Here is a 20,107-nt window from a genome sequence, read left to right as displayed (position 1 = left end):
CCGAACCGTTCGGAGAGGTTTTTTAACGTTTCATCCCGACGTATTGGACGACCGACGATTGCCCGTGATGGAACAATCCTTCCTGACGCTCGACGGTCTGTTGGCAGAGTAAGATCGTGTCGAGTGCCGCCGTCAGTGGTTTGAACGTGTCGACGGTGTAAAGCAGGTTCGCATCACCCGGTCCGCCCGTGCCGTACATGAGCTGGTCCTGATGATACACCTCGGTGACGTACAGTCCGCCTTGTTTGAGCGTCCGTTTGACGCCGTCGAACACGGCTTGACGGACGTCCGGCGGGAAATGACCGAAGATACAGACGACGACGTCGTACGACGCCTCTTCCCATAGCGCATCCGACAGGTCGACGTGTTTCGTCTTGATTGAGACGCCTTTCGTCGCGGCGAGCCGCTCGGCCTTTTCGAGTCCGACCCGGGAGCCGTCCCACATCTCGACGTCATGACCGATGGAGGCGAGCCAGACGGCGTTCCGTCCTTCGCCTTCCGCGATGGCGAGGATGCGTTTCTTTTCCATGTCGTGCGCGGTGAAGTACTGCTTCAAAAATTCATTCGGTTCCGTCCCGTATACGTAGACGTCCGTATCATAGCGTTTGTCCCATTTTGACATGTCGTCACTCCTCGTTTTGTGATTTCCTTCTTCAGTATACCAAGATGCGTGCCGGGAGAACCATTTGTCCGTTTCATGCTTATTCCGTCCCATCTACGGGAATAGGATTTTGTACTAAAAGATAGAGTGGAGGCTGTGTAATGGAGAGAGTAGACGCATCGCTTTGGATTCGGGTCCGGAACACGTTAGGCGAAGGACCTTGTTGGGACGCGGAACTGAAACGGTTTTACTGGGTGGATATCGAAGGCCATACGCTCTGGTGGTATGACGAGAAAGAGGACGAATTGTCTTCGTTTGATATGGGCCAGCAGCTCGGCTTTGTCGTTCCGAAAGTGACGGACGGTGTCGTCGTCGGGTTGAAGGACGGGATCTACGAATGGGATGAGATTTTCCGTGAGTTGGATAAGATTGTCGAGTTGGACGACCCGGAAGGGGAGTTACGCTTCAATGACGGAAAGGCGGACCCGTATGGACGCCTGTTCGCCGGGACACTCCACCTGCAGGACCAAGAAGGACAGGCGACATTGTATCGGCTGGACCGGGACGGGACGACGACGGAACTCTTACGGGGGCTGACCCTCTCGAACGGGTTGACGTGGTCACCGGACCACTCCGTCTTTTATCATATCGATACGCCGACGAAGACGATTCGCAAATATGATTTCGATCTGCGGACCGGGACCCTCTCGAACGGGACGGTCGCCGTCGACTTCGAGGCGGAGGAGGGCTTCCCGGACGGCATGACCTCGGATGTGGACGGGTGCTTATGGGTCGCACATTACGCCGGTGGCAAAGTCTCGCGTTGGGACCCGGAAACGGGGGAGAAGCTGTTAGAAGTGAACGTCCCTGCCCCGAACGTGACGTCTTGCTGTTTCATCGGGGACGGCTTGAATCGTTTGGCCATCACGACGGCCCGGGAGGGGATGGATGAGTCGGCGCTAGAAAAGTATCCGGACGCCGGTTCGGTCTTTCTCGTCGACACAAATGTGAAAGGGATGCCCTTATATCGTTTCGGACGGTAAGGAGGAGACGACATGGTGAAACGTCTATTGGTGCGTGCAGGAATCGGGTTGGCGATTGCGGCAGTGACCGGTGCGGGGATTCAAAAGATTCGGGCGGACCGGAAACGCGAGGAGGACCACTCTTATCTCGACCCGAAATGGGACGAGGTGTCGAGCGTCGACGCGGACAAGGATACCGACGAGGTCGGATTGACCCAGCTCGATTCGATCTACCGCGCGGAGTGGCAGGCGAACGCTTACCCGCGGTCGGAGGCCGAGCGGAAGGCGCTCGAGGAATGAAGTTCCACTGAAAATGAATCAGACCATAAAACAAGACGACTCACTCGGAGTCGTCTTGTTTTGTTTCTTTCACGATTTTAAACTTCGGTTTCACGGATTCGTTGTTGAACGCCTCGAGGACGGTGTTCTCGTTGGCCATTCGGATCTGTTGCGGCTCACCTTTTGCCGTCGTCCCGATGCAGTACATCTGTGCCTCGTAATCGGCGAAGAGCGTCTTATAAGAAGTCGCATGGTGCATGAGGCGTCCCGGGGAGCCCCAGCCGACGATGATCATGCCGTTGCTGTTCTCGACGTCTTTCAACGTCTCTTCGACGTAGTGATAGTTCACCTCATCGAGTTGGGACTCGACGTACGGGAGGTCGTCACTGATCGCGAGCGTCGGGACGAGACTGATGACCCGCATCTCACGGATCGGTTGCTCAAGGTGGTTACGCATCAACATGTAGGCACGTTGCGTCGTCGTGCCGGACAAGAAAGCGTCGCTCATGCGGGGTGAATAGATGATGACCGCACAGATGACACCGTCTTGGACGTCTGTAAACTCATAAGTGCGCATATAGCGTTTCGTCTTATCCTCATTGAAGACCGACTTGACGCGTATCGTCACTTCCTCTACATGCGTGTTCATATGGATTCCTCACTTCGATTGAATGAAATCAGCCCAACGTCTTGAACCATTCGATGTAGCGAATGGCATAGTAGGCCGCTTGTTGTTTGACTGTCAGACGGTCGTCCGGAATAAGGACGACGTCCGTTTGATACGATTCATAAAACGACATGACGTCATCGACATACTGCTCACTTCGATTGTATTCAAAGATCGCGTTTTGAATCGACGTTGCGGAGTCGCTCGTCGTCCCGCCATGCTCACTTAAATAATAAGCCGCCGTATGGGCAGAATCAACCAGGCTGTGCGGGTCTGCTTTCCCGTCACCGTCGCCGTCACGTCCGAGACCTCCGTACTGGTCGATCAAGGAAAGGTCTGTCAAATCGACCTCATCCTCCGGGACGTCCCCGCGAATGTCTTCCGTGTCATATTCCCAGCCGAGCCACGTTCGCGGCATGAATTGGAACGGGCCGATCGCCCCGACAGAGGAGCGCATCGAGGAGCTGTGCGAGAAGATGGTCTCAACGCGGTGGACCGCGGCGAGGAGTTTCCAGTCGACGTCGTACGTGGTCGCCGCATCCTGATAGACGTCCACGTGCGTGGACGGGATGCCGTTGTCCCCGTAATAGGTTCGATATAATCCGTTGTTTACTTTATCATGTTGACCGAGCCAGCCCAGTGCACCGAGAAAAAGGACGAGCACGAGGAGCAGTCCGGTCAGTCGCAGCATCAATCGCTTCAAGATACCGCCTCCTAGCTTTTAGACAATACCCGAATAGTGTAGCATATAGCTAAGAGGAAGGACAGGAGAGGATATGGATGCTCGAACAATTGATTTTTACCGTCATCATCGGCTATTTATTGATCGTCCAATTGTTCAACGCCCGACTGATCGAACCGATGATCCAATCGCTCGGTCGGACGAAAGTGTACGAACAGACGATCCAATCGGCGTGGGGATTGAGTCTGCTGTTGCTCGCGCTCGTTTTTTTATTTCAAGTACCGCCAAAAGAAGTCGGGTTGAAATTCTTCCCACCGAGCGGTGACGAACGAGCGTGGCAGGCGTTCTTTTTGGCCTCTATCCTCATCGCAATCAGTCTCGTCTGTTATCTTCTCGTCAAAACGTCGCCCCGGTTACGGGCCCGGCTTCGACCTCACTATGAGCTTGACATGGAAAAGTTGCTGTTACCGCGTACCTCATCGGAAGAACAGGTGTGGAAAGCGGTGTCGGTCACAGCCGGTGTGACCGAGGAGTTCATCTTCCGTGGGGTCTTACTCTATACCCTCACACTCTATTTTGACGCCTCCCACCTGACGCTCGCCATCATCGGGGGACTGTTGTTCGGTATGGCCCACGCCTATCAGGGGTTGCGGGGCGTCATCACGACAGGCGTCGTCGGGGTGGGGCTCGGTGCCCTCTATTTGGCGATGGGGATCCTTTGGCCCGTCATGGTCATCCATGCCCTTCTTGATCTGATCGCTGGTCCAATCCATGTCGATTCAAAAAGTGAGTGACCGCACGCTCATAGCCCACGGCATCTTTTATGATGCAGTCCGTATGCTCGGCCCCATCAATCAAGGTGAGGTCGTTTTTGCGGTTGAGCGCGTTCATCTCGACAGACATCCACGTCGGGACGAAATCGTCTTTTGACCCGTGAATGAATAAGATCGGGGTTTCAGTCTGTTCGACCGCCGCTTTCGGACGGACTTCCTTCATCCGGAAACCGGCCCGTGACCAGAGGAAATAATCGATCCCCGGAAGGAACAGGTCACCCGGGAGCCGGTGAAGCTCGATGAGTTGGTGTCGCATCAGCTGCCGCATGTCATCGAACGGGCACTCGGCCATGATGAAATCGACATCGGTCAAAGGCGCGGTCTGAAGAACCGTCGCCGCCCCCATAGAGACCCCGTGCAGCCCGATCGTGTCGACTTGCTCTTTCTCACGTAACCAGTCGACCCAGTCGGCCATGTCCTGCTTCTCGTGATAGCCGTAGGAGGCGTAGACCCCTTCAGACTCCCCGTGTGAACGTAAATCGACCGCGAGCAGGTTGTACCCGAGCCGGTGGAACATCGCTAAGTGAGGAGCCATGAAAGAGTGGGAGGCCGTATAACCGTGTACAAAGACGACCCATTTCTTGGCGTTATGGTTCCGATAGATCCGTCCGTACAAGCGTAAATCGTCACGGGAACGGATAGAGACGTGCTCGAAAGGAACGTCATGGTAAAAAGATTGATCTTCTGCCGTATAAGGGGCGAGTAACATCTCCGGTGTTTTCCGTTTCCCTCGCGTCATTCGTTTGAAGGCATAGTAGCTGATTCCGTAATATCCGGCGAAAAGTGTCGCCGCACCCAGTTTCCATTTATGCTGCATCGTGAACCGTCTCCTTTCATCTCTTGTTTTATTGTACCCGATATGTCGCGAACCGTTCAGCTTTTGTAAGATAACGTCAAGGCTTACTGCCTATTAGCGGAACTGTTCGTTGACAGGAGGGAAGTCGTGAAAAAATCCGTTTCGCCTTAAACTGAACGTATCTCAGAAGAAGAGGACAGGTGAGACAGATGGAGCGTCACCTTCTTTATCGAACGTTGCAAACCTTATTGACGGAGACGACCGGCCGACTGGCAGACGGGGTCGAGTTCAATTGCACCGCTTTTGGCGGTGAGTCCGCCATGGGCGTGGTACTGGATTTGATCATCGAACGATATTTTGATGGGCACGGTCGTGAAATCAAGTTGCCGGTTCGTCAATTGGCTGAAACCGTCCGTGTCCGACCGGATGAATTCGTCCGTGCCCTGGTCGCCCTCGGTGCGATCGAACTCGCCTCAAATCACATTAAAGAACGAATGATTCAAATTGATGAGGCATCGATCTCAGAGACCGGGACATTGGTCGTCCGCATCCGGCTCGGTGGTTGGCTCACCTATCAGCTCGAGAGCGTCTGTCAGCCGGAAGTCGGGCTGCGTGTCTCGCAATAAGAAAAGCACGAGGTCGGGGCGGTCCCGATCTCGTGCTTTTTAGGTTGTGGACTTCGAGAGATGCTCATGTAAGGCGCGGAGTGCGCGAATGAATGCATCCTTAAAGTATTTGTCTTCCTGTGTCTCCAACGTTTGGATCGCCTTTTGGTCACCGGTGCTTGCTTTGATCAGGAGATTGACGACCGTTCCCCAACGTTTGACGTGCTCCGGCCGGGGATGGTTCAACGCCTCGGTAAGGGTGAACCAATAAGGCTGGTCGCGGCGTTGGAGGGTGGCGAGCATCTTTTTCGCCGTCAACGCGTCTGTCTCAGCAGGAAGCGTGGCCGTTGCGAACCATCCAAGCAAGGCGACACTCATCGATTCGAGTTGCTCTTTATACTCTTTCTCGAGCGGCAATCGTCCATAGTCGGTCAAGTTCACGAAGACGAGGCGGTCCTTCGGGTCGATATGGGTGATCCAGCCCGAGAGCGTTTTGTGTTTTTCCCGTTCTTTCGATTGGGCTTTGCACGTGTACCCTTGTTGCTTCCCGATATAGATCCGGAACTGACCGCGGTCGACATGCTTGTCCACTTTGAACTCGATGTTTTGACCGACCTGGAACGGTTGATTCCGTTTATTCAGCGTCTGTCCTTTTTTCAGTTCTGGACGTTTTGAGATGTGACGTAACGCTTCCTGCTCCGTCCGGTCGTCGAGCGTCCATAGGTTATGCGGGGTCACATTTTTGAAGCGATGGCGTCGAACATAAATATACTGGTCTAACGCATCGATTGCACTGGCCGATGTGATGGTCCCGTTCATGTAATCGTCAGCAATATCACGAAGCGTGAGTGATTCAAGACGGTCGATGTGGCCGGCGTACGGGACGGTTCCGACGACAAACAGGGCGGTCGCAATCAATTCACTTTCGCGAGGGGTCAATGGTCGTTTGGCCATAGTACACATCCTCTCTCCATTCATATCTTTAGTATAACAAAAAGCGATTTCAACATGTAAATCCCAATCACCTTTTAGGAAATTTTATGTGCTTACAGGAATTCCTCGTTTCATTCCGAATACATCTATGTAGAGGATCAGAGAACGAAGTGGCTAACGAGAGGGTGGGGGTGAGGAGATGAAGCTTTCCATTGAACCGGGAGATTATGTCGTCTTGGTCGAGATCAATAAAGAAGTGTTGAAATGCACCTCACTCGAAGCAGCCGGACAAGCCGACCGGCTACGCTATGAACTCGTCGGCCGGATGAGCGAGCGGTTGCCATCGGAAGTCATCGTCCCTTCAATCATCGACTACATTCGCTTCGGCAGCGGTTATATCGGCGACCGGATTGTCTGGGATACGGAGACGGAGTCTTTTTTTTGCCAGCAGTTCGAGACGATCGACGGTTCGCCGCTCGGAGAAGACCTGGATGGCTTCAAACCGGACCCGTCACGCGTGGAGCTCGCCCGGTATTATACGTATTTGACGATCGGAAAGATCATTGACTATGAGATGGACCAAGCGGACGAACCGGGGGATTGGTGACAAAATAATATTTTTATAAAAAAAGGGAAATTCGGCTCGTGATTTGAGATAATAATCTCAACTTCGATTGTTTGGAATGGAGCGAAATGAATGAAACGGATAGCTTTACTGACCGCGTTGGCGATTCTCATCCCGTCAGCCGCGTCTGCGTCAAAGCCGGTGTTACTCGAAAAACATGGCTATACGACAACAGAACCTCGAATCTCGAATCAATATTATATCATGCAAACCGGAACGGACCTCGCCTGGAACAAGACACGGGGCGCACGCGATATCGTCGTCGCATTGATCGACTCGTCCGCTGACCGGAACCATATTGAATTAAAGAATGTGCCACGGGTCGTCCAATCGCTGCAAGGACCGTATATTGCGGATTTTCATGGCACCCACACGGCCGGCATCATGGCCGGAAAACATAACAAATACGGCATCGCGGGTCTCGCACCGAACGTGCGCTATCATTTTTACAATGTGTTCTATGGGGAAGATTCAGAATATACCGATACGTGGATCGTCGCAAAAGCGGTCGATACCGCGGTCGCTAAAGGCGCGAACATCATCAACATCTCACTCGGCGGTGAAGAATATGACGAGCGGTTGGCAAATGCGATTCAACGTGCCCGTGCCAAAGGGGTCATCGTCGTCGCATCTTCCGGGAATGACGGGGAGGACAGAACCTCGTTCCCGGCGAGCATGAAAGAAGTCATTGCCGTCGGAGCCATCGATTCGAACCATCGGATCGCGCGCTTCAGCAACATGGACAATCATGTGAAAGTCGTCGCACCGGGTGTCAGTATTCTCTCCCTCGGGGTAAACAATCAGTTTACATACTTGAACGGGACCTCTGTCGCGGCACCGATGGTCACAGCGAGTCTCGCGCTCGTCAAATCGGTCAACCCATTTCTGACGCCGGCGGAAATCGATACGATGATTGCGAAGATGCCTCGGAAACCAGGCAAAACGTATGCGGAACTGAATACGAAATGGTTGGTTGATCATACGCCGCGGCCGATCCACATCTCGACCCCGTCGACGCTTCGGAGCCGGTATGTGAGAGAAATCAAACTGAGTGTGACGAACCACTCGAATTTGAAGACGTCGTTCGCAATGTACAAAGACGGGAGAAAAGTAAAGACGCTGACTCCGAACAAGCTGTTCACGATGTACTCGAGAGGAGACTGGCTACCGAGCGGGAAGTACCGAATCGTCGCACAAGTGACCGATGGGAAGTATAAACGCTATACGAGCCGCACAATCAACTACGTGAACACGTTGAAGACAAGTGTCACTGTGAAGGCAGTCGATGACAAGACGTTCGAGGTGAAGACGACCCGTAAAGGCATCGTCACAGTCAAAGATGATGCAGGGAAAACCGTCTATGAGGCACTTCATATCCCCGGGGCCTTCCCGGTACGTGGCGACACGTCGAAACCGTTGACGGTCATCTTGAAACCGACCGATGTCACGGAGAAGTCGGTCTCCACTCATTATGAACCGCCTGTCCCGTCTGAACCGGAACCCGATTCGGCAGAGACGATCGAACAACTCTAAAAAAAAGCCACTTCGCTCAATTTTATGAGTGAAGTGGCTTTTCGTTTGTCAGTCGATGGTGATGGCTTCCCCACACCAACGGATGCTAGCTTCTAAGACATTGCCTTGGTCATCGATATGCTCAAAGCTCAACTTTCCATCTCGAATAATGTCACACAGACCGACACGTACGGTGTCGCTCCATTCGCGACGGGTCTGTGCCGTCGCATCATATAAAGGAATCGCCTCTGGGAAGCGTTCTTGTAGATGTGCCAGGTTATGATGGTCGAAATGATACGAACGCTTCGACAACTCGTTCGGAGCCTTGATGTCGAACGGTTCGAACCCACGGACAAGTCGGTTGTTCCGATAGAAGGCGAACACGCCGTTGTTCGGGTGGAGCACTTTAATGTCATCGATTTCAATTACATAGGTCAGACGTTGGATCCAACCATTTTTCGCATCTTGATGCATCAAAATCCCTCCTTATTCAGTGAACACGCCTTATTTTAGCGCTGACGGTTCGTAAAATCAAGTTCGGGATTTGAGTTGTCAACGTGCGCATAATCCGCTACAATGGGTGAAGTGACTATGGGGTCTGGACAATCGCGGGACGAGAGTCTTGAGGAAAGTCCATGCTCGCACAGCCTGTGACGGCTGTAGTGATCGTGCTACACGAAACGATAAGTGTAGGCAACGCAAGTTGACGGCAGAAGAAGCACCTAAGTCCTCGGATACGGTGCACGCTTCTTGAAAGTGCCACAGTGACGGAGTCTGAATGGAAACGTTCAGAGTGGAACGAGGTAAACCCCACGAGCGAGAAACCCAAACTATGGTAGGGGAACTTCCCGACCGGAACCGAACGGGACGGAGGGCGCCGATTGCGCGCAGATAGATGATTGTCACTCCATCGTGCCAGGGAGACCGTTATGAGCACCGGAGTACAGAACATGGCTTACAGGACAACATAGTCTCAACTAACATCGACAAGGAGTTCAAGCAAATTAACTTGAGCTCCTTTTTACATGATTAATTTACTGATGAAAAATTATGATTAGAAAGAAGGCGATAGAATGACGAAACGGAAATTGATTGCCACAGCGGCAATGGGCATCGAAGCGCTTGTCGCAAAGGAGGTCCGCGACCTCGGATATACGTGTGAGGTGGAGAATGGACGGATCTACATCGATGCGGAAATGGAAGACATCCCGCGTCTGAACATGTGGCTCCGGACAGCGGACCGTGTCAAACTCGTCGTAGCCGAGTTCAAGGCGACAACGTTCACAGAGTTATTCGACGGGGTTGTGTCTTTGCCGTGGACAGATCTCATGCCATGGGACGCTGCGTTCACGGTTGACGGTCGCTCGGTCAAATCGAAACTGTTCTCGATCCGAGACTGTCAAAAGATCACGGAGAAGGCGATCGTCGAGGCGATGCAACGCGGCTACAACAAGCAAGGGGAATGGCTCCCGAAAACAGGAGCGAAATTCCCGATCGAAGTGGCGCTCTTAAAAGATGTTGCGACGATCACGATCGACACGTCAGGTCCGCTCCACCGTCGCGGCTATCGTGAACTCCATTCGCAGGCACCGCTCAAAGAGACGATGGCGGCAGCAATGATTCAATTGACGAACTGGCGTCCGGACATGCCGTTCTATGACGTCTTCACCGGTTCCGGGACGCTCGCAATCGAGGCGGCGATGATCGGCCGAAACATCGCACCGGGGATCAACCGCGAGTTCTTCTCACAAGACTGGACGTGTATCCCGAAGAAAGCCTGGTATGCGGCGATCAATGAAGCAAACGAAAAGGCGGAGTGGGATAAGCCGCTTAAAATCTACGGGATCGACCTCGACCCACGCATGGTCAAGCTTGCGAAAGACAATGCGGAGCTCGCTGACGTCCGTGACGCCATCACGTTCGTCCATAGCGACGCGGCTGCCTTAAAGCCAAAAGAAGAGTACGGCGTCATCATCGGGAACCCGCCATACGGGGAACGCCTCCAATCGGAAGAAGAGATCATCGACCTGTATGAACGGATCGGTCAGCAATATGCGAAATACCCGGGTTACAGCGTCTACATGCTGACGAGCTACGAGGATTTCGAGAAGGCATATGGCCGTCCGGCGACGAAGCGTCGGAAGCTTTATAACGGGAATATCGAGACGCAGTACTACCAATATTTCGGTAAACGTCGTCCGAAGCCTAACGTAGAGCCAAAAAACAAGGGTGAGTAATCACTCCTCGCACACCTTGTCTTCTAAGACACATTAACCGCTCCTAGGAGCGGTTTTTTTTACGTTCTCAAACAATTTTGGATGATCTGGCTCTCCAACTGGGAGGTGGACAATCCGTGTCAAAGAAGTCTTCACATTTGTTTCATCCGGAAGGGAACAGGTTATACATTACATATGTATAATAAGAAAGGGGACAGAGAATGCAGACGTATACAGTCGAGTATTATTTTCACGCGAAAGAACAGACGACACGGACGGTGGAGGTCGAGATGGACCGGAAACCGGATTTGAATGACAACGATCAATTGAATCAACTGTACCAAATCGTGTCGGACGCGATCCGTGAGCCGATCACGAGTATTGAGATCATCGCTGTGAAATAACCACCCGAGGCTTCATGCTTCGGGTTTTGTCCGTACATAATGAGTCATCAATTGAAGGAGTGATGGAAATGAATCTATTGGTCGTCGGAATCGGGGACGTCGCCAAGAAAGCGTACTTACCCGTCTATGCAGGAATGAAGAACATCAACGTCTTTCTGGTCTCAAGAGACCGTGAGAAAGCGGAGGAGATGGTCGCGCGCTATCGGTTCAGTGGCGCGTACGAAACGATTGAGTCCGTGCCGCTTGAAGAAATTGACGCCGTCATGATCCACTCCACTACCGCAGCGCATGGGCATCAGGCGGAATATTTTTTGAAGAACGGGAAACACGTGTTCATCGATAAACCGGTCACGTTCAAGTATGAAGAGACGGAGCAACTCGTTCGAATCGCCGAAAAAAACGGAGTACATCTCGTCACCGGCTTCAATCGTCGTTTCGCCACGGCGACGCAAGCGCTCAAGGAAGTGACCGACCCGAACATGGTCGTCATCCAGAAGAACCGAACGTATTCGCCGGCGACACTGCGCGAGTTCATCATCGAAGATTTCGTCCATGTCGTCGACACGTTACGCTATTTGACGAATAGCGCCCCTGTGGATGGCCTACACGTCACGACTCGCGTTGAAGAAGGGATTTTGAAGCAGCTTATGATCCAGTTCACGGCAGGCGGAGTCCTCGCCGTCGGTGTCATGAACCGGGATAGCGGTTGTACCGAAGAAGTGATGGAAGTCATGTCACCGGATGTGAAACGGGTGTCGCGGGACGTCGAGCGAGTGTACGATTATACACCGGCGGGAGTCCAGGAGCGTGCACTGAGCCCGTGGGAGTCGAATCTGAAACGACGTGGCTTCACGACGATGCTGGAGGCGTTCGTTCAGCTTCTTGAAGGCGAGCCGAACGGTTCGGTCTTGGCGGAAGATAGTCTTGAAACCCACCGGATCTGTGAGGAAATCCTAAAGGAAGTGTGAATACAGGCAGTTTCTGACCGTTTCAGAGTGGGTAAAAATCGGTAAAAGGAGGCGGATGATTTGGATATAAAAGAACTGATCATGCAAGTCAATGACATTTTATGGACGTATGCGCTCATCTTTGTATTGATTATCGGGGGGATCTACTTTACGGTTCGAATGGGGTTCGTCCAATTCCGGATGTTACCCGAGATGTTCAAGCTCTTGTTTGTCAAAGGGCTTAAACATGAAAAAGGGCAAGTATCTTCTTTCCAAGCGTTTGCCATCGGGACGGCCGCCCGTGTCGGGACCGGAAACATCGCCGGGGTATCGACCGCCATCGCCCTCGGGGGGGCCGGCGCCGTCTTTTGGATGTGGCTCATCGCCTTGATCGGGGCGGCCTCCGCGTTCGTCGAGAGTACGCTCGCCCAAGTGTATAAAGTGCACGATGGGAAGGCATGGCGCGGGGGACCGGCTTATTACATCGAACGCGCATTGGGAGAGAGGTGGTTAGGGATCGTCTTCGCGATCTTGATCACGTTCTCGTTCGGATTTGCGTTCAACTCTGTCCAGGCGAACACGATCGCCTTGTCTGTGAACAACGTGTTTGAGATCAACACGTGGTGGATCGGGTTGATTTTGGCGGTCGTCACCGGCATCGTCATCTTCGGCGGGATTCGTTCGATTTCGACGTTGTCCGGGGTCATCGTCCCGGTCATGGCAGGGGGATACATCCTCTTGTCGATCTGGGTGATCTTGACGAATCTTGACGTCGTCCCGGCCGTCTTCTCGGCGATCTTCTCAGAGGGCGTGTTCGGATTCAGAGAATTGTTTGGAGGTGCGGTCGGAGCCGCTGTCCTTCAGGGGATCCGTCGCGGCTTGTTCTCCAACGAGGCGGGGATGGGCTCTGCGCCGAACGCTGCGGCCACGGCCGAAGTCAGCCATCCGGTCAAGCAAGGCTTGATTCAATCGCTCAGTGTGTTCGTCGATACGCTGTTCATCTGTACGGCGACGGCGATGATCGTCCTCATTTCCGGTGTACAAGGTTCTGAGGAGTTCCAAGGAATCGAACTCGCGCAGGAAGCACTGCTCGTCGAGATCGGACCGGTTGCGACCTCGCTCATGACGATTGCCATCCTGTTGTTCGCGTTCAGCTCGATTTTGGCGAACTACTATTATGGTGAGACGAATATCGAATTCATTTCCGAGAAGAAACGGTATCTGGTGTTGTATCGCATTGCCGTCATCGGAATGGTCTTTTTCGGATCAATCCGTTCGGCCGGACTCGTCTGGTCGATCGCCGATATCTTCATGGGACTCATGGCGCTCGTCAACATGTACGCCATCTTCCGGTTGAGCAAGGTCGCGAAAGTGCTCCTTGACGACTACATCGCCCAGAAACGGGCCGGTAAAGACCCGACATTCTTCCGTGATAATGTCGACCTTCCCGGAAAAGAACACGTCGAGGCTTGGGAATCGAAAGAAGAACAGATCAGCTGAACCCAATGATCAAGGAAGGCAAGATTCTCCGCTAAGGGGATTCTTGTCTTTTCCCTTGATAAAATTATTTCAAATACCACATTAACAATAATAAATTGAAAGTAGCGAGTAACGATGAAACACGTGATTTCGACCGTTGTCAAACGGTTTTTTCAAGAACGATTCTATGATCAAGCGGCCATGTTGGCTTACTATTTTATTTTATCGACGTTTCCATTTCTATTGTTCGTCCTCGGGATCGTCGCATTTTTACCATTCTCGAGCGGGGATGTGATTTCAGCCTTATCCTTGATTATGCCGGAGGCGAGCTATAAATTGTTGCAAGGAACCATTGAGGCCATCTTTGATGACTCAAGACTGAAAATCGCCTCGTTCAGCATTCTGCCTGCCCTTTGGATCTCCTCGATCGCGGTCCAATCGCTCGTAAGGGCGTTGAACGATGCTTATCAGGTCGTGCGGACGAAATCCTTTTGGCGCGGAGCGCTCCAGGACATCGCCATCACACTGGCCTTGATGTTCGTGCTGCCGTTTTCTCTACTCGTTCCGGTGACGGAGACGGCTCTCCGGGAGCTGTCGACGTATATCTTGTTCGTCGATGAGATTGTCGCCCGGTATGCCCAAATCTGGTTTTACTTCCGGTGGGGAGTCGGGACGTCGATTCTCTTCATCGTGTTCGTCTTCGTCTATAAGTGGCTTCCGAGTGCGAGAGGGACGTTTAAAAACAGTTGGGGTGGGGCGTTGTTTGCGACCCTCGGCATATTGACAGTCTCGAATGCGTTCAGCTACTATTCTCAGTATGCGAGCTATGAACAGTTTTATGGCCAGCTCGGGGCATTCATCATCTTATTGATCTGGTTTTATGTCGCAGCTTCGGTCATCCTGCTCGGTGGATTATTAAATGCAGCAATGATTGCCCGAAAAGAAAATAAGCGATAGAAGTGTAATTGCCTGTTATCATTTTCATTTATGGGGAATGGTAACGATAAGGTCACATCTTTTAATCGGAGGTGGGAAACATGGATATGCAACGGCTCGTTCACAACCGTCGTTTCATCGATCAATCATTGTTTTACCTCGCCTTACAATTATGGAAGTGGATTATCCTGTTACCGGTCCTATTCTATCTCGATCTATCCATGCGAGGTGCTCCGTTCTCTGAATATGTAATGGTGAGTGTTCTGCTCTATGTGATGTTCCGGGTCGTGCAATATGTCATTGCCAGTCGGGCCACACTGATGGAGTTGGTGGAGTTTGGTTACGCCGTGTTATCATTACTCCTCGTGATTTCTTTTCTTACGGAAATTGCCGCCTCGCCGGGAGCCATCGCGCTCGTCATCGCTGTGTATTTGATTCATCCGATTTTAGCATTATCGCATTATCAAGACTTTTCCGAGCGGAAGTGGTTGAACAAACAGTTCCAATTGTTCAGCCCGATGTTACGTCAAGGTGAGATTCCGGTCCATGTACTCGTGTTGACCGAAGACGAGATCGTCATCACCGCGGAAAGTGGGAAAGAGTTTACGTATCGCCACATTTATTGGGGCGGTTTCTATTTTGAAAATGCTTCTTAGAAGGTGGTTACGGGATTGGTTACTGGATTAGACAATATCATTGTGATTGTATTTTGGATTGCCACGTTGATCGCTTTTTTTAAAGGCGCCTATGACATGTGGCGGGAGTACAGAACGACGAAGCAAAAATCTGTCTTATATTATTTGATCGTTTTGATCATTACATGGTTCTGGTTCAACCCTTATCAGTTGGTCGCCCTGCATCCTTTTGTTTTGATGGCCTACTATTGGAACCGGAACAGATGGATGCGGTATGCCATGCTCGTTCTCGTGCTCATCCCGTTCATCGTACGCGTATGGTTGATTGCGACGACAATGTGAACATAAAAAAATCGGCTCTGTTAAAGAGCCGATTTTTTTATTGTGTTTATTCTTCTTTAGCTGCTGCAAGTTCAGCTTCCATTTCACCAAATTCGCGAGAGATGCGTTTTTGTTCTTTCTGGCTAGTGAACTTACTGACGAGTACAATCGCGAGCATACTGAGGAAGAATCCTGGTACCATCTCATAAAGAACTGTCGTGAGACCAGAAACAATCCAAAGGATGACAGTGATTGCACCGACGAGGATTCCTGCGAGTGCACCTTGACGAGTCATCTTGTTCCAATAGAGTGAGAGCAAGATGGCCGGACCGAATGCAGAACCAAATCCTGCCCATGCATAGCCGACGAGCGTCAAGATCGTGCTTGACGGGTTGAGTGACATGAGTGTCGCAACAAGTCCGACAGTCAAGACACCGATTCGTCCAGCGAGAACCATTGTCTTCTCACTTGCTTCTTTGTTGAAGAACTTACGATAGAAGTCTTCTGTAAGAGCTGAAGACGTAACGAGCAACTGTGACGATACGGTCGACATGACGGCTGCAAGAATGGCAGCGAGTAAGAATCCTGTGATGAACGGGTGGAACAATACGTCAGAGAAGCGGATGAACACTGTCTCTGGGTCGGCAAGCGGATTGCCTTGTCCACGGAAGTAAGCAATACCTACAAAACCAGTCATCACGGCACCAATGATTGAAACGGTCATCCAGCTCATCCCGATACGGCGAGCTTTCTTGATTGACTTCACATCACGGATTGCCATAAAGCGGACGATGATGTGCGGCTGACCGAAGTATCCGAGTCCCCAAGCAAGGAGACCGATGATCCCAAGTGTTGTCGTCCCTTTGAAGAGATCGAACAAGTCAGTGTTGATTGCTGTCGCAGAGTTAACGGCAGGTTCTACGCCACCGATGTCTGTCAACGCCACAAATGGTACGAGCACGAGTGCCAAGAACATGATGACACCTTGTGCGAAGTCTGTCCAACTGACCGCTGTGAATCCACCGAAGAGCGTGTAAAGTATGACGACGCTGATCGTTACGATGACACCAGTCTGATAGTTGATTCCGAATGAGCTTTCAAACAACTTCCCGCCAGATACGAGTCCGGCTGACGTGTAGAACGTGAAGAAGATGATGATGACGGATGCAGACAGGATCCGTAGCCAGTTCGAGTGATCTCGGAACCGATTCTCTAAGAAGTCAGGAATCGTGATCGAATCGTTCGCCATCTCTGTGAAGACGCGAAGTCGAGGAGCGACTAACAAGTAGTTCAAGTAAGCTCCGATGACCAATCCAACGGCTAACCAAATTGCTGATAGTCCAGTTGCGTACATCGCACCCGGTAGTCCCATTAACATCCAACCACTCATGTCCGAAGCCCCGGCTGACATGGCAGTTACGCCTGGCCCCATTTTACGGCCACCTAACATATAATCTGATGAATCGGTCGTGCGTTTGTACGCAATATAACCGATGAGGAGCATCATCACGAGATAGAGCGCGATTGATACCCATTCTTGCCATTGCATCAAATAACCTCCTATAGATAAATCAAATTTGATCTTAACAACCATAAACTTAAATCGTGTGAAAGCTTCACACAGATCGAGTCGCCAATTGAAAAGGCGAACTTGTGGTTAACCTTACAGAACCTCAGAAATGATTGCAAACTGACACTTTTCCCCAAAAACCGCTCTAAAGCCTATCATATCAGGGGATGAGGTCGGATTTAAACAAATAAAAAGTTTAAATATTCTGACAATTTGTCATCCTGAGGACTTCCTGATGTAACATTCCTGTAACATAAACTGCGATTTTCGACCGTTTGAATAGAAAAAGAGCTCCCGTGGGGGGAGCTCACTGAAGTCATCAACATCCTATTGAGATAAGAATTAGAAGGCTAAATCTTCTACAAGTCGCATGGTCGGGAACGTTTGACCGGACTTCGCCTGCATCGTGACGAGGATGTAGGATTTGCCCTCATGTTCCATGATGAAGACCATCGTATAACCGGATTCATCAGTATAGCCGGTCTTCGTCGCTGTGACATGTTTAGAATAATGAATGCTGCGCTCATTGACCGCCGAACCGAGATGATACCACCATCTGCGTCTTCCGTTCCCGTCCTGGTCATTGAACTCGGCCTTATACTCATACGTCCCGGCAATCTCGATCAACTCCGGATAGGTACTGAACGCGTAGGCGATCTTCGCCATGTCGTTGGCGGTCGTATAATGGTTCGGGTCAGAATAGCCGTGGGCGTTCATGAAATGTGTCCCCGTCAGACCGAGTACTTTCGACCGTTCATTCATCAATTCTACGAACGCACTCGTCGTCTCACTCGTATATTCGGCCAAGCTGTTCGCAGCGTCATTCCCGGATTCGAGCAAAGTCGCATATAATGCCTGTCTGACGGTCAATTGGTCCCCGACAGAAAGGTGGGCGATGTGACTGTCCCATGGAATGTCGAGTGTCGACTTTTTGATCGTGATGACAGGCTGATCGAGCTCACCGGCTTCCGCCGCTTTCTCATAAGCGAGCAGGGCCGTCATGAGTTTTGTCGTGCTCGCCGGGTAGACACGCTCGTCGGCATTTTTATCAATCAGAATCGTACCTTCCGTGACGTCGACGAATGTCATGGCACCGACCATTACTTCGTCTGTATTCACGAGCGGGGTCGATGAAATCGTCCAATCCTTCATCGGGATATCGGGAAATGTAGGGCCTTGCTTCATCGGTTCGGCGACCGGTACCGATTCTTTGGCAACGGTTGGCGTCTTGTCCTCTTCTTTGTTGAATCCGAGCAGTGCCGGGATTAGGGCCACTATCCCTAACAGCAACAAACCGGCCGCGATTCGTCTCATTATGTACGTGCTTCTTCGGTGTCTCCGTTTACGGATCAAACTAAGTCCCTCCTTCTATTCTTACTTTACTAACATAATAGAAAACGACGCTCCAAATCGTCATGAAAATAAAGAAGTAGGTCAATGATTGGTGCATGCTGAACCGAATGGGTTTACGGGTATAGATGTACAGACTGATTTATCCGAAGGGAGGACATGACATGCATCGCTATCCGTTCACGAATTCGCTATGGCGTCAGCATGACCGAACGAAGCCATATGAGCAGCTCAAGCAATCCGTATCCACCGAGATTGCCGTGATTGGGGCTGGAATCGCCGGTCTCGTCTGTGCATTTGAACTGCAGCGTCGCGGAAAACAGGTCGTCTTGCTTGAGGCGCTTGAAATCGGACACGGAACGACCGGACATACGACGGCAAAATGTTCCGTGCAGCACGGGACCATTTACTCACACTTGATTCGGACGTTCGGCGAAGAGGTGGCCAAACTGTATTACACGTTCAATCAGGAATCCCTGACTTACTTACAAGATCAGCACGATGCCGGGTTTGACATGGATTTTGAGATCAAAGATTCGTACCTTTACAGCACGCAAAAGTCGACTGAATTGGAGGACGAGTTGGACGCTTACCGAAGAATCGGGGTAGACGGGGGAGATGCCACGACCGAACTGAACACGCTCCTTCCGTTCCCTGTCAAACAGGGGTTGGTCATACGGAACCAGGCTCAATTTCATCCCGTCAACTATTTACACGAATTGGCCGACCGCTTCGTCCAATCAGGCGGTGTCATCTATGAACAGACGAGAGCACTTGAAATCAGCAAAGGTCCCCGACCAATCATCACGACCTCGACCGGACGTAGGGTCCAAGCGAATCAGGTCGTCGTGGCGAGCCATTATCCGTTCAATGACCTGAAAGGACTCTACGTTTCAAAATTCACCGTCGAACGGTCGTATATCGTGGCCTGTGAGATGGAAGAGGCGCCACCGGAAGGAATGTTCTTAAGTGTCGATGAACCGAGCCGGTCGTTCAGAGATTACCACGAAGACGGGAAAACCTATCTCCTAGTCGGCGGGGAGGGACATTTGAGTGGACAGGTGACCGATACGAGAAGCCGTTATGATGTACTTGAAGCATTCGCCCAGCAAACATTCCATGCTTCTCGTGCGTCCTTCAGATGGTCTTCCCAAGATTTGATTACGTTGGACCGTTTACCGTATGTCGGACAGATGTTCCAGCGTGAACCGGACATCTGGGTCGCGACCGGGTTTCTTAAATGGGGCATGACGAACGGGATTGCGGCGGGGCGGCTACTCGCGGACCTGTTGACCGGAACAGAGAACCGTTACGCCCGGTTCATCTCACCGCTCCGCTCTGCTGTCAAACCGCATGATGTGAGATCGTTTGTGAAAACGAACGTCGATACCGTCACGCAATTCGTCAAAGGGAAGACAGAAGAGACGGGTACGGTCGATGCGTTGCAGTTGGATGAAGGCGGGCTCGTCCAACTCGAAGGGAAGAAGGTCGGCGTCTACCGTGACTTGGAGAATCAATGCCATATCGTATCCCCGACATGCACCCATCTCGGCTGTACGGTCAAATGGAACAATGCCGAGCGGACATGGGACTGTCCGTGTCACGGGTCCCGCTTCGATTCATTAGGAAACGTCCTCGAGGGTCCGGCAACAAAGCCTCTCTCTTATGAAGCACGAGATGATTTATGAAAACGG

General features: G+C 51.6%; 22 protein-coding genes and 1 other RNA gene. 15 read left to right on the top strand and 8 right to left on the bottom strand.

All coding sequences use genetic code 11. The annotated features are described in order from the left end of the window. Window positions 1-22 precede the first annotated feature (22 nt). Window positions 23-622, bottom strand: coding sequence for a class I SAM-dependent methyltransferase (locus tag KNP03_RS00570; protein WP_214823829.1), 600 nt, complete (start codon window positions 620-622; stop codon window positions 23-25). Window positions 623-762: 140 nt separating this feature from the next. On the opposite strand from KNP03_RS00570, the gene KNP03_RS00565 reads away from it, so the two are divergent. Together KNP03_RS00565 and KNP03_RS00560 are read left to right on the top strand one after the other, a co-directional pair. After that, window positions 763-1,644 (top strand): SMP-30/gluconolactonase/LRE family protein, encoded by an 882-nt coding sequence (locus KNP03_RS00565; protein WP_214823828.1) that lies wholly within the window; start codon window positions 763-765, stop codon window positions 1,642-1,644. Window positions 1,645-1,656: 12 nt separating this feature from the next. Beyond that, window positions 1,657-1,923: a hypothetical protein gene (locus KNP03_RS00560; protein ID WP_214823827.1), complete on the top strand. Its 267-nt coding sequence runs from the start codon at window positions 1,657-1,659 to the stop codon at window positions 1,921-1,923. A gap of 40 nt (window positions 1,924-1,963) precedes the next feature. Here KNP03_RS00560 and KNP03_RS00555 read toward each other — a convergent pair whose 3' ends face one another. Beyond that, window positions 1,964-2,551, bottom strand: coding sequence for a DUF1643 domain-containing protein (locus KNP03_RS00555; protein ID WP_214823826.1), 588 nt, complete (start codon window positions 2,549-2,551; stop codon window positions 1,964-1,966). A 28-nt stretch (window positions 2,552-2,579) separates the two neighbouring features. Next, window positions 2,580-3,272, bottom strand: a complete 693-nt coding sequence (locus KNP03_RS00550; RefSeq protein ID WP_214823825.1) for a lysozyme family protein — start codon at window positions 3,270-3,272, stop codon at window positions 2,580-2,582. Between the two features lie 77 nt (window positions 3,273-3,349). Between KNP03_RS00550 and KNP03_RS00545 the strand changes: the two genes are divergently transcribed. Next, window positions 3,350-4,045 carry a CPBP family intramembrane glutamic endopeptidase gene (locus tag KNP03_RS00545; RefSeq protein WP_214823824.1) on the top strand — a complete coding sequence of 232 codons (696 nt, stop codon included), beginning with the start codon at window positions 3,350-3,352 and terminating at the stop codon, window positions 4,043-4,045. Here the strand turns inward: KNP03_RS00545 and KNP03_RS00540 are convergent. After that, window positions 3,984-4,901: an alpha/beta hydrolase gene (locus tag KNP03_RS00540; RefSeq protein ID WP_214823823.1), complete on the bottom strand. Its 918-nt coding sequence runs from the start codon at window positions 4,899-4,901 to the stop codon at window positions 3,984-3,986. The two genes, KNP03_RS00545 and KNP03_RS00540, sit on opposite strands and share 62 nt — an antisense overlap. A 179-nt stretch (window positions 4,902-5,080) precedes the next feature. On the opposite strand from KNP03_RS00540, the gene KNP03_RS00535 reads away from it, so the two are divergent. Beyond that, the gene (locus KNP03_RS00535) at window positions 5,081-5,506 is read left to right on the top strand and encodes a hypothetical protein (RefSeq protein WP_214823821.1); all 426 of its coding nucleotides are present in this window, start codon (window positions 5,081-5,083) and stop codon (window positions 5,504-5,506) included. A 39-nt stretch (window positions 5,507-5,545) separates the two neighbouring features. Here KNP03_RS00535 and KNP03_RS00530 read toward each other — a convergent pair whose 3' ends face one another. Next, window positions 5,546-6,439, bottom strand: a complete 894-nt coding sequence (locus KNP03_RS00530; RefSeq protein WP_214823820.1) for a hypothetical protein — start codon at window positions 6,437-6,439, stop codon at window positions 5,546-5,548. Window positions 6,440-6,617: 178 nt separating this feature from the next. Here KNP03_RS00530 and KNP03_RS00525 point away from each other — a divergent pair, with 178 nt between their 5' ends. Further along, the gene (locus KNP03_RS00525; protein ID WP_214823819.1) at window positions 6,618-7,025 is read left to right on the top strand and encodes a hypothetical protein; all 408 of its coding nucleotides are present in this window, start codon (window positions 6,618-6,620) and stop codon (window positions 7,023-7,025) included. Window positions 7,026-7,115: 90 nt separating this feature from the next. Continuing rightward, window positions 7,116-8,576 (top strand): S8 family peptidase, encoded by a 1,461-nt coding sequence (locus KNP03_RS00520; RefSeq protein ID WP_214823818.1) that lies wholly within the window; start codon window positions 7,116-7,118, stop codon window positions 8,574-8,576. 48 nt (window positions 8,577-8,624) lie between these two features. On the opposite strand, the gene KNP03_RS00515 is transcribed toward KNP03_RS00520, so the two are convergent. After that, window positions 8,625-9,029 (bottom strand): hypothetical protein, encoded by a 405-nt coding sequence (locus KNP03_RS00515; RefSeq protein ID WP_214823817.1) that lies wholly within the window; start codon window positions 9,027-9,029, stop codon window positions 8,625-8,627. A 120-nt stretch (window positions 9,030-9,149) separates the two neighbouring features. On the opposite strand from KNP03_RS00515, the gene rnpB reads away from it, so the two are divergent. The 8 genes from rnpB (at window position 9,150) to KNP03_RS00475 (ending at window position 15,514) form a co-directional block, all read left to right on the top strand. Beyond that, an RNA gene (rnpB, locus tag KNP03_RS00510) (RNase P RNA component class B) lies at window positions 9,150-9,518 on the top strand. A 110-nt stretch (window positions 9,519-9,628) separates the two neighbouring features. Continuing rightward, window positions 9,629-10,792 (top strand): THUMP domain-containing class I SAM-dependent RNA methyltransferase, encoded by a 1,164-nt coding sequence (locus KNP03_RS00505; RefSeq protein WP_214823816.1) that lies wholly within the window; start codon window positions 9,629-9,631, stop codon window positions 10,790-10,792. Between the two features lie 200 nt (window positions 10,793-10,992). Continuing rightward, a complete protein-coding gene (locus tag KNP03_RS00500) occupies window positions 10,993-11,175 on the top strand; it encodes a hypothetical protein (protein ID WP_214823814.1) in 183 nt (60 codons plus the stop codon). Between the two features lie 68 nt (window positions 11,176-11,243). Next, complete coding sequence (locus KNP03_RS00495; protein ID WP_214823813.1) at window positions 11,244-12,143, top strand: Gfo/Idh/MocA family protein; 900 nt, start codon at window positions 11,244-11,246, stop codon at window positions 12,141-12,143. A 60-nt stretch (window positions 12,144-12,203) separates the two neighbouring features. Beyond that, window positions 12,204-13,622, top strand: coding sequence for an alanine/glycine:cation symporter family protein (locus KNP03_RS00490; RefSeq protein ID WP_214823806.1), 1,419 nt, complete (start codon window positions 12,204-12,206; stop codon window positions 13,620-13,622). 114 nt (window positions 13,623-13,736) lie between these two features. Continuing rightward, window positions 13,737-14,558, top strand: coding sequence for a YihY/virulence factor BrkB family protein (locus KNP03_RS00485; RefSeq protein WP_214823804.1), 822 nt, complete (start codon window positions 13,737-13,739; stop codon window positions 14,556-14,558). A gap of 80 nt (window positions 14,559-14,638) precedes the next feature. Beyond that, window positions 14,639-15,193, top strand: coding sequence for a hypothetical protein (locus KNP03_RS00480; protein WP_214823802.1), 555 nt, complete (start codon window positions 14,639-14,641; stop codon window positions 15,191-15,193). A 15-nt stretch (window positions 15,194-15,208) separates the two neighbouring features. After that, window positions 15,209-15,514 carry a hypothetical protein gene (locus tag KNP03_RS00475; protein WP_214823800.1) on the top strand — a complete coding sequence of 102 codons (306 nt, stop codon included), beginning with the start codon at window positions 15,209-15,211 and terminating at the stop codon, window positions 15,512-15,514. Between the two features lie 46 nt (window positions 15,515-15,560). Here the strand turns inward: KNP03_RS00475 and putP are convergent, their stop codons facing one another. Then, window positions 15,561-17,042, bottom strand: coding sequence for a sodium/proline symporter PutP (gene putP / locus KNP03_RS00470; RefSeq protein WP_214823798.1), 1,482 nt, complete (start codon window positions 17,040-17,042; stop codon window positions 15,561-15,563). 363 nt (window positions 17,043-17,405) lie between these two features. Next, window positions 17,406-18,377: a D-alanyl-D-alanine carboxypeptidase family protein gene (locus tag KNP03_RS00465; protein WP_214823795.1), complete on the bottom strand. Its 972-nt coding sequence runs from the start codon at window positions 18,375-18,377 to the stop codon at window positions 17,406-17,408. Between the two features lie 200 nt (window positions 18,378-18,577). Here KNP03_RS00465 and KNP03_RS00460 point away from each other — a divergent pair, with 200 nt between their 5' ends. After that, complete coding sequence (locus KNP03_RS00460; protein WP_214823794.1) at window positions 18,578-20,101, top strand: FAD-dependent oxidoreductase; 1,524 nt, start codon at window positions 18,578-18,580, stop codon at window positions 20,099-20,101. Window positions 20,102-20,107 lie beyond the last annotated feature (6 nt).

It is taken from the genome of Exiguobacterium algae (assembly GCF_018617875.1).
GTDB lineage: Bacteria > Bacillota > Bacilli > Exiguobacteriales > Exiguobacteriaceae > Exiguobacterium > Exiguobacterium algae.
This window is presented reverse-complemented; position numbering and strand designations above follow the sequence as displayed.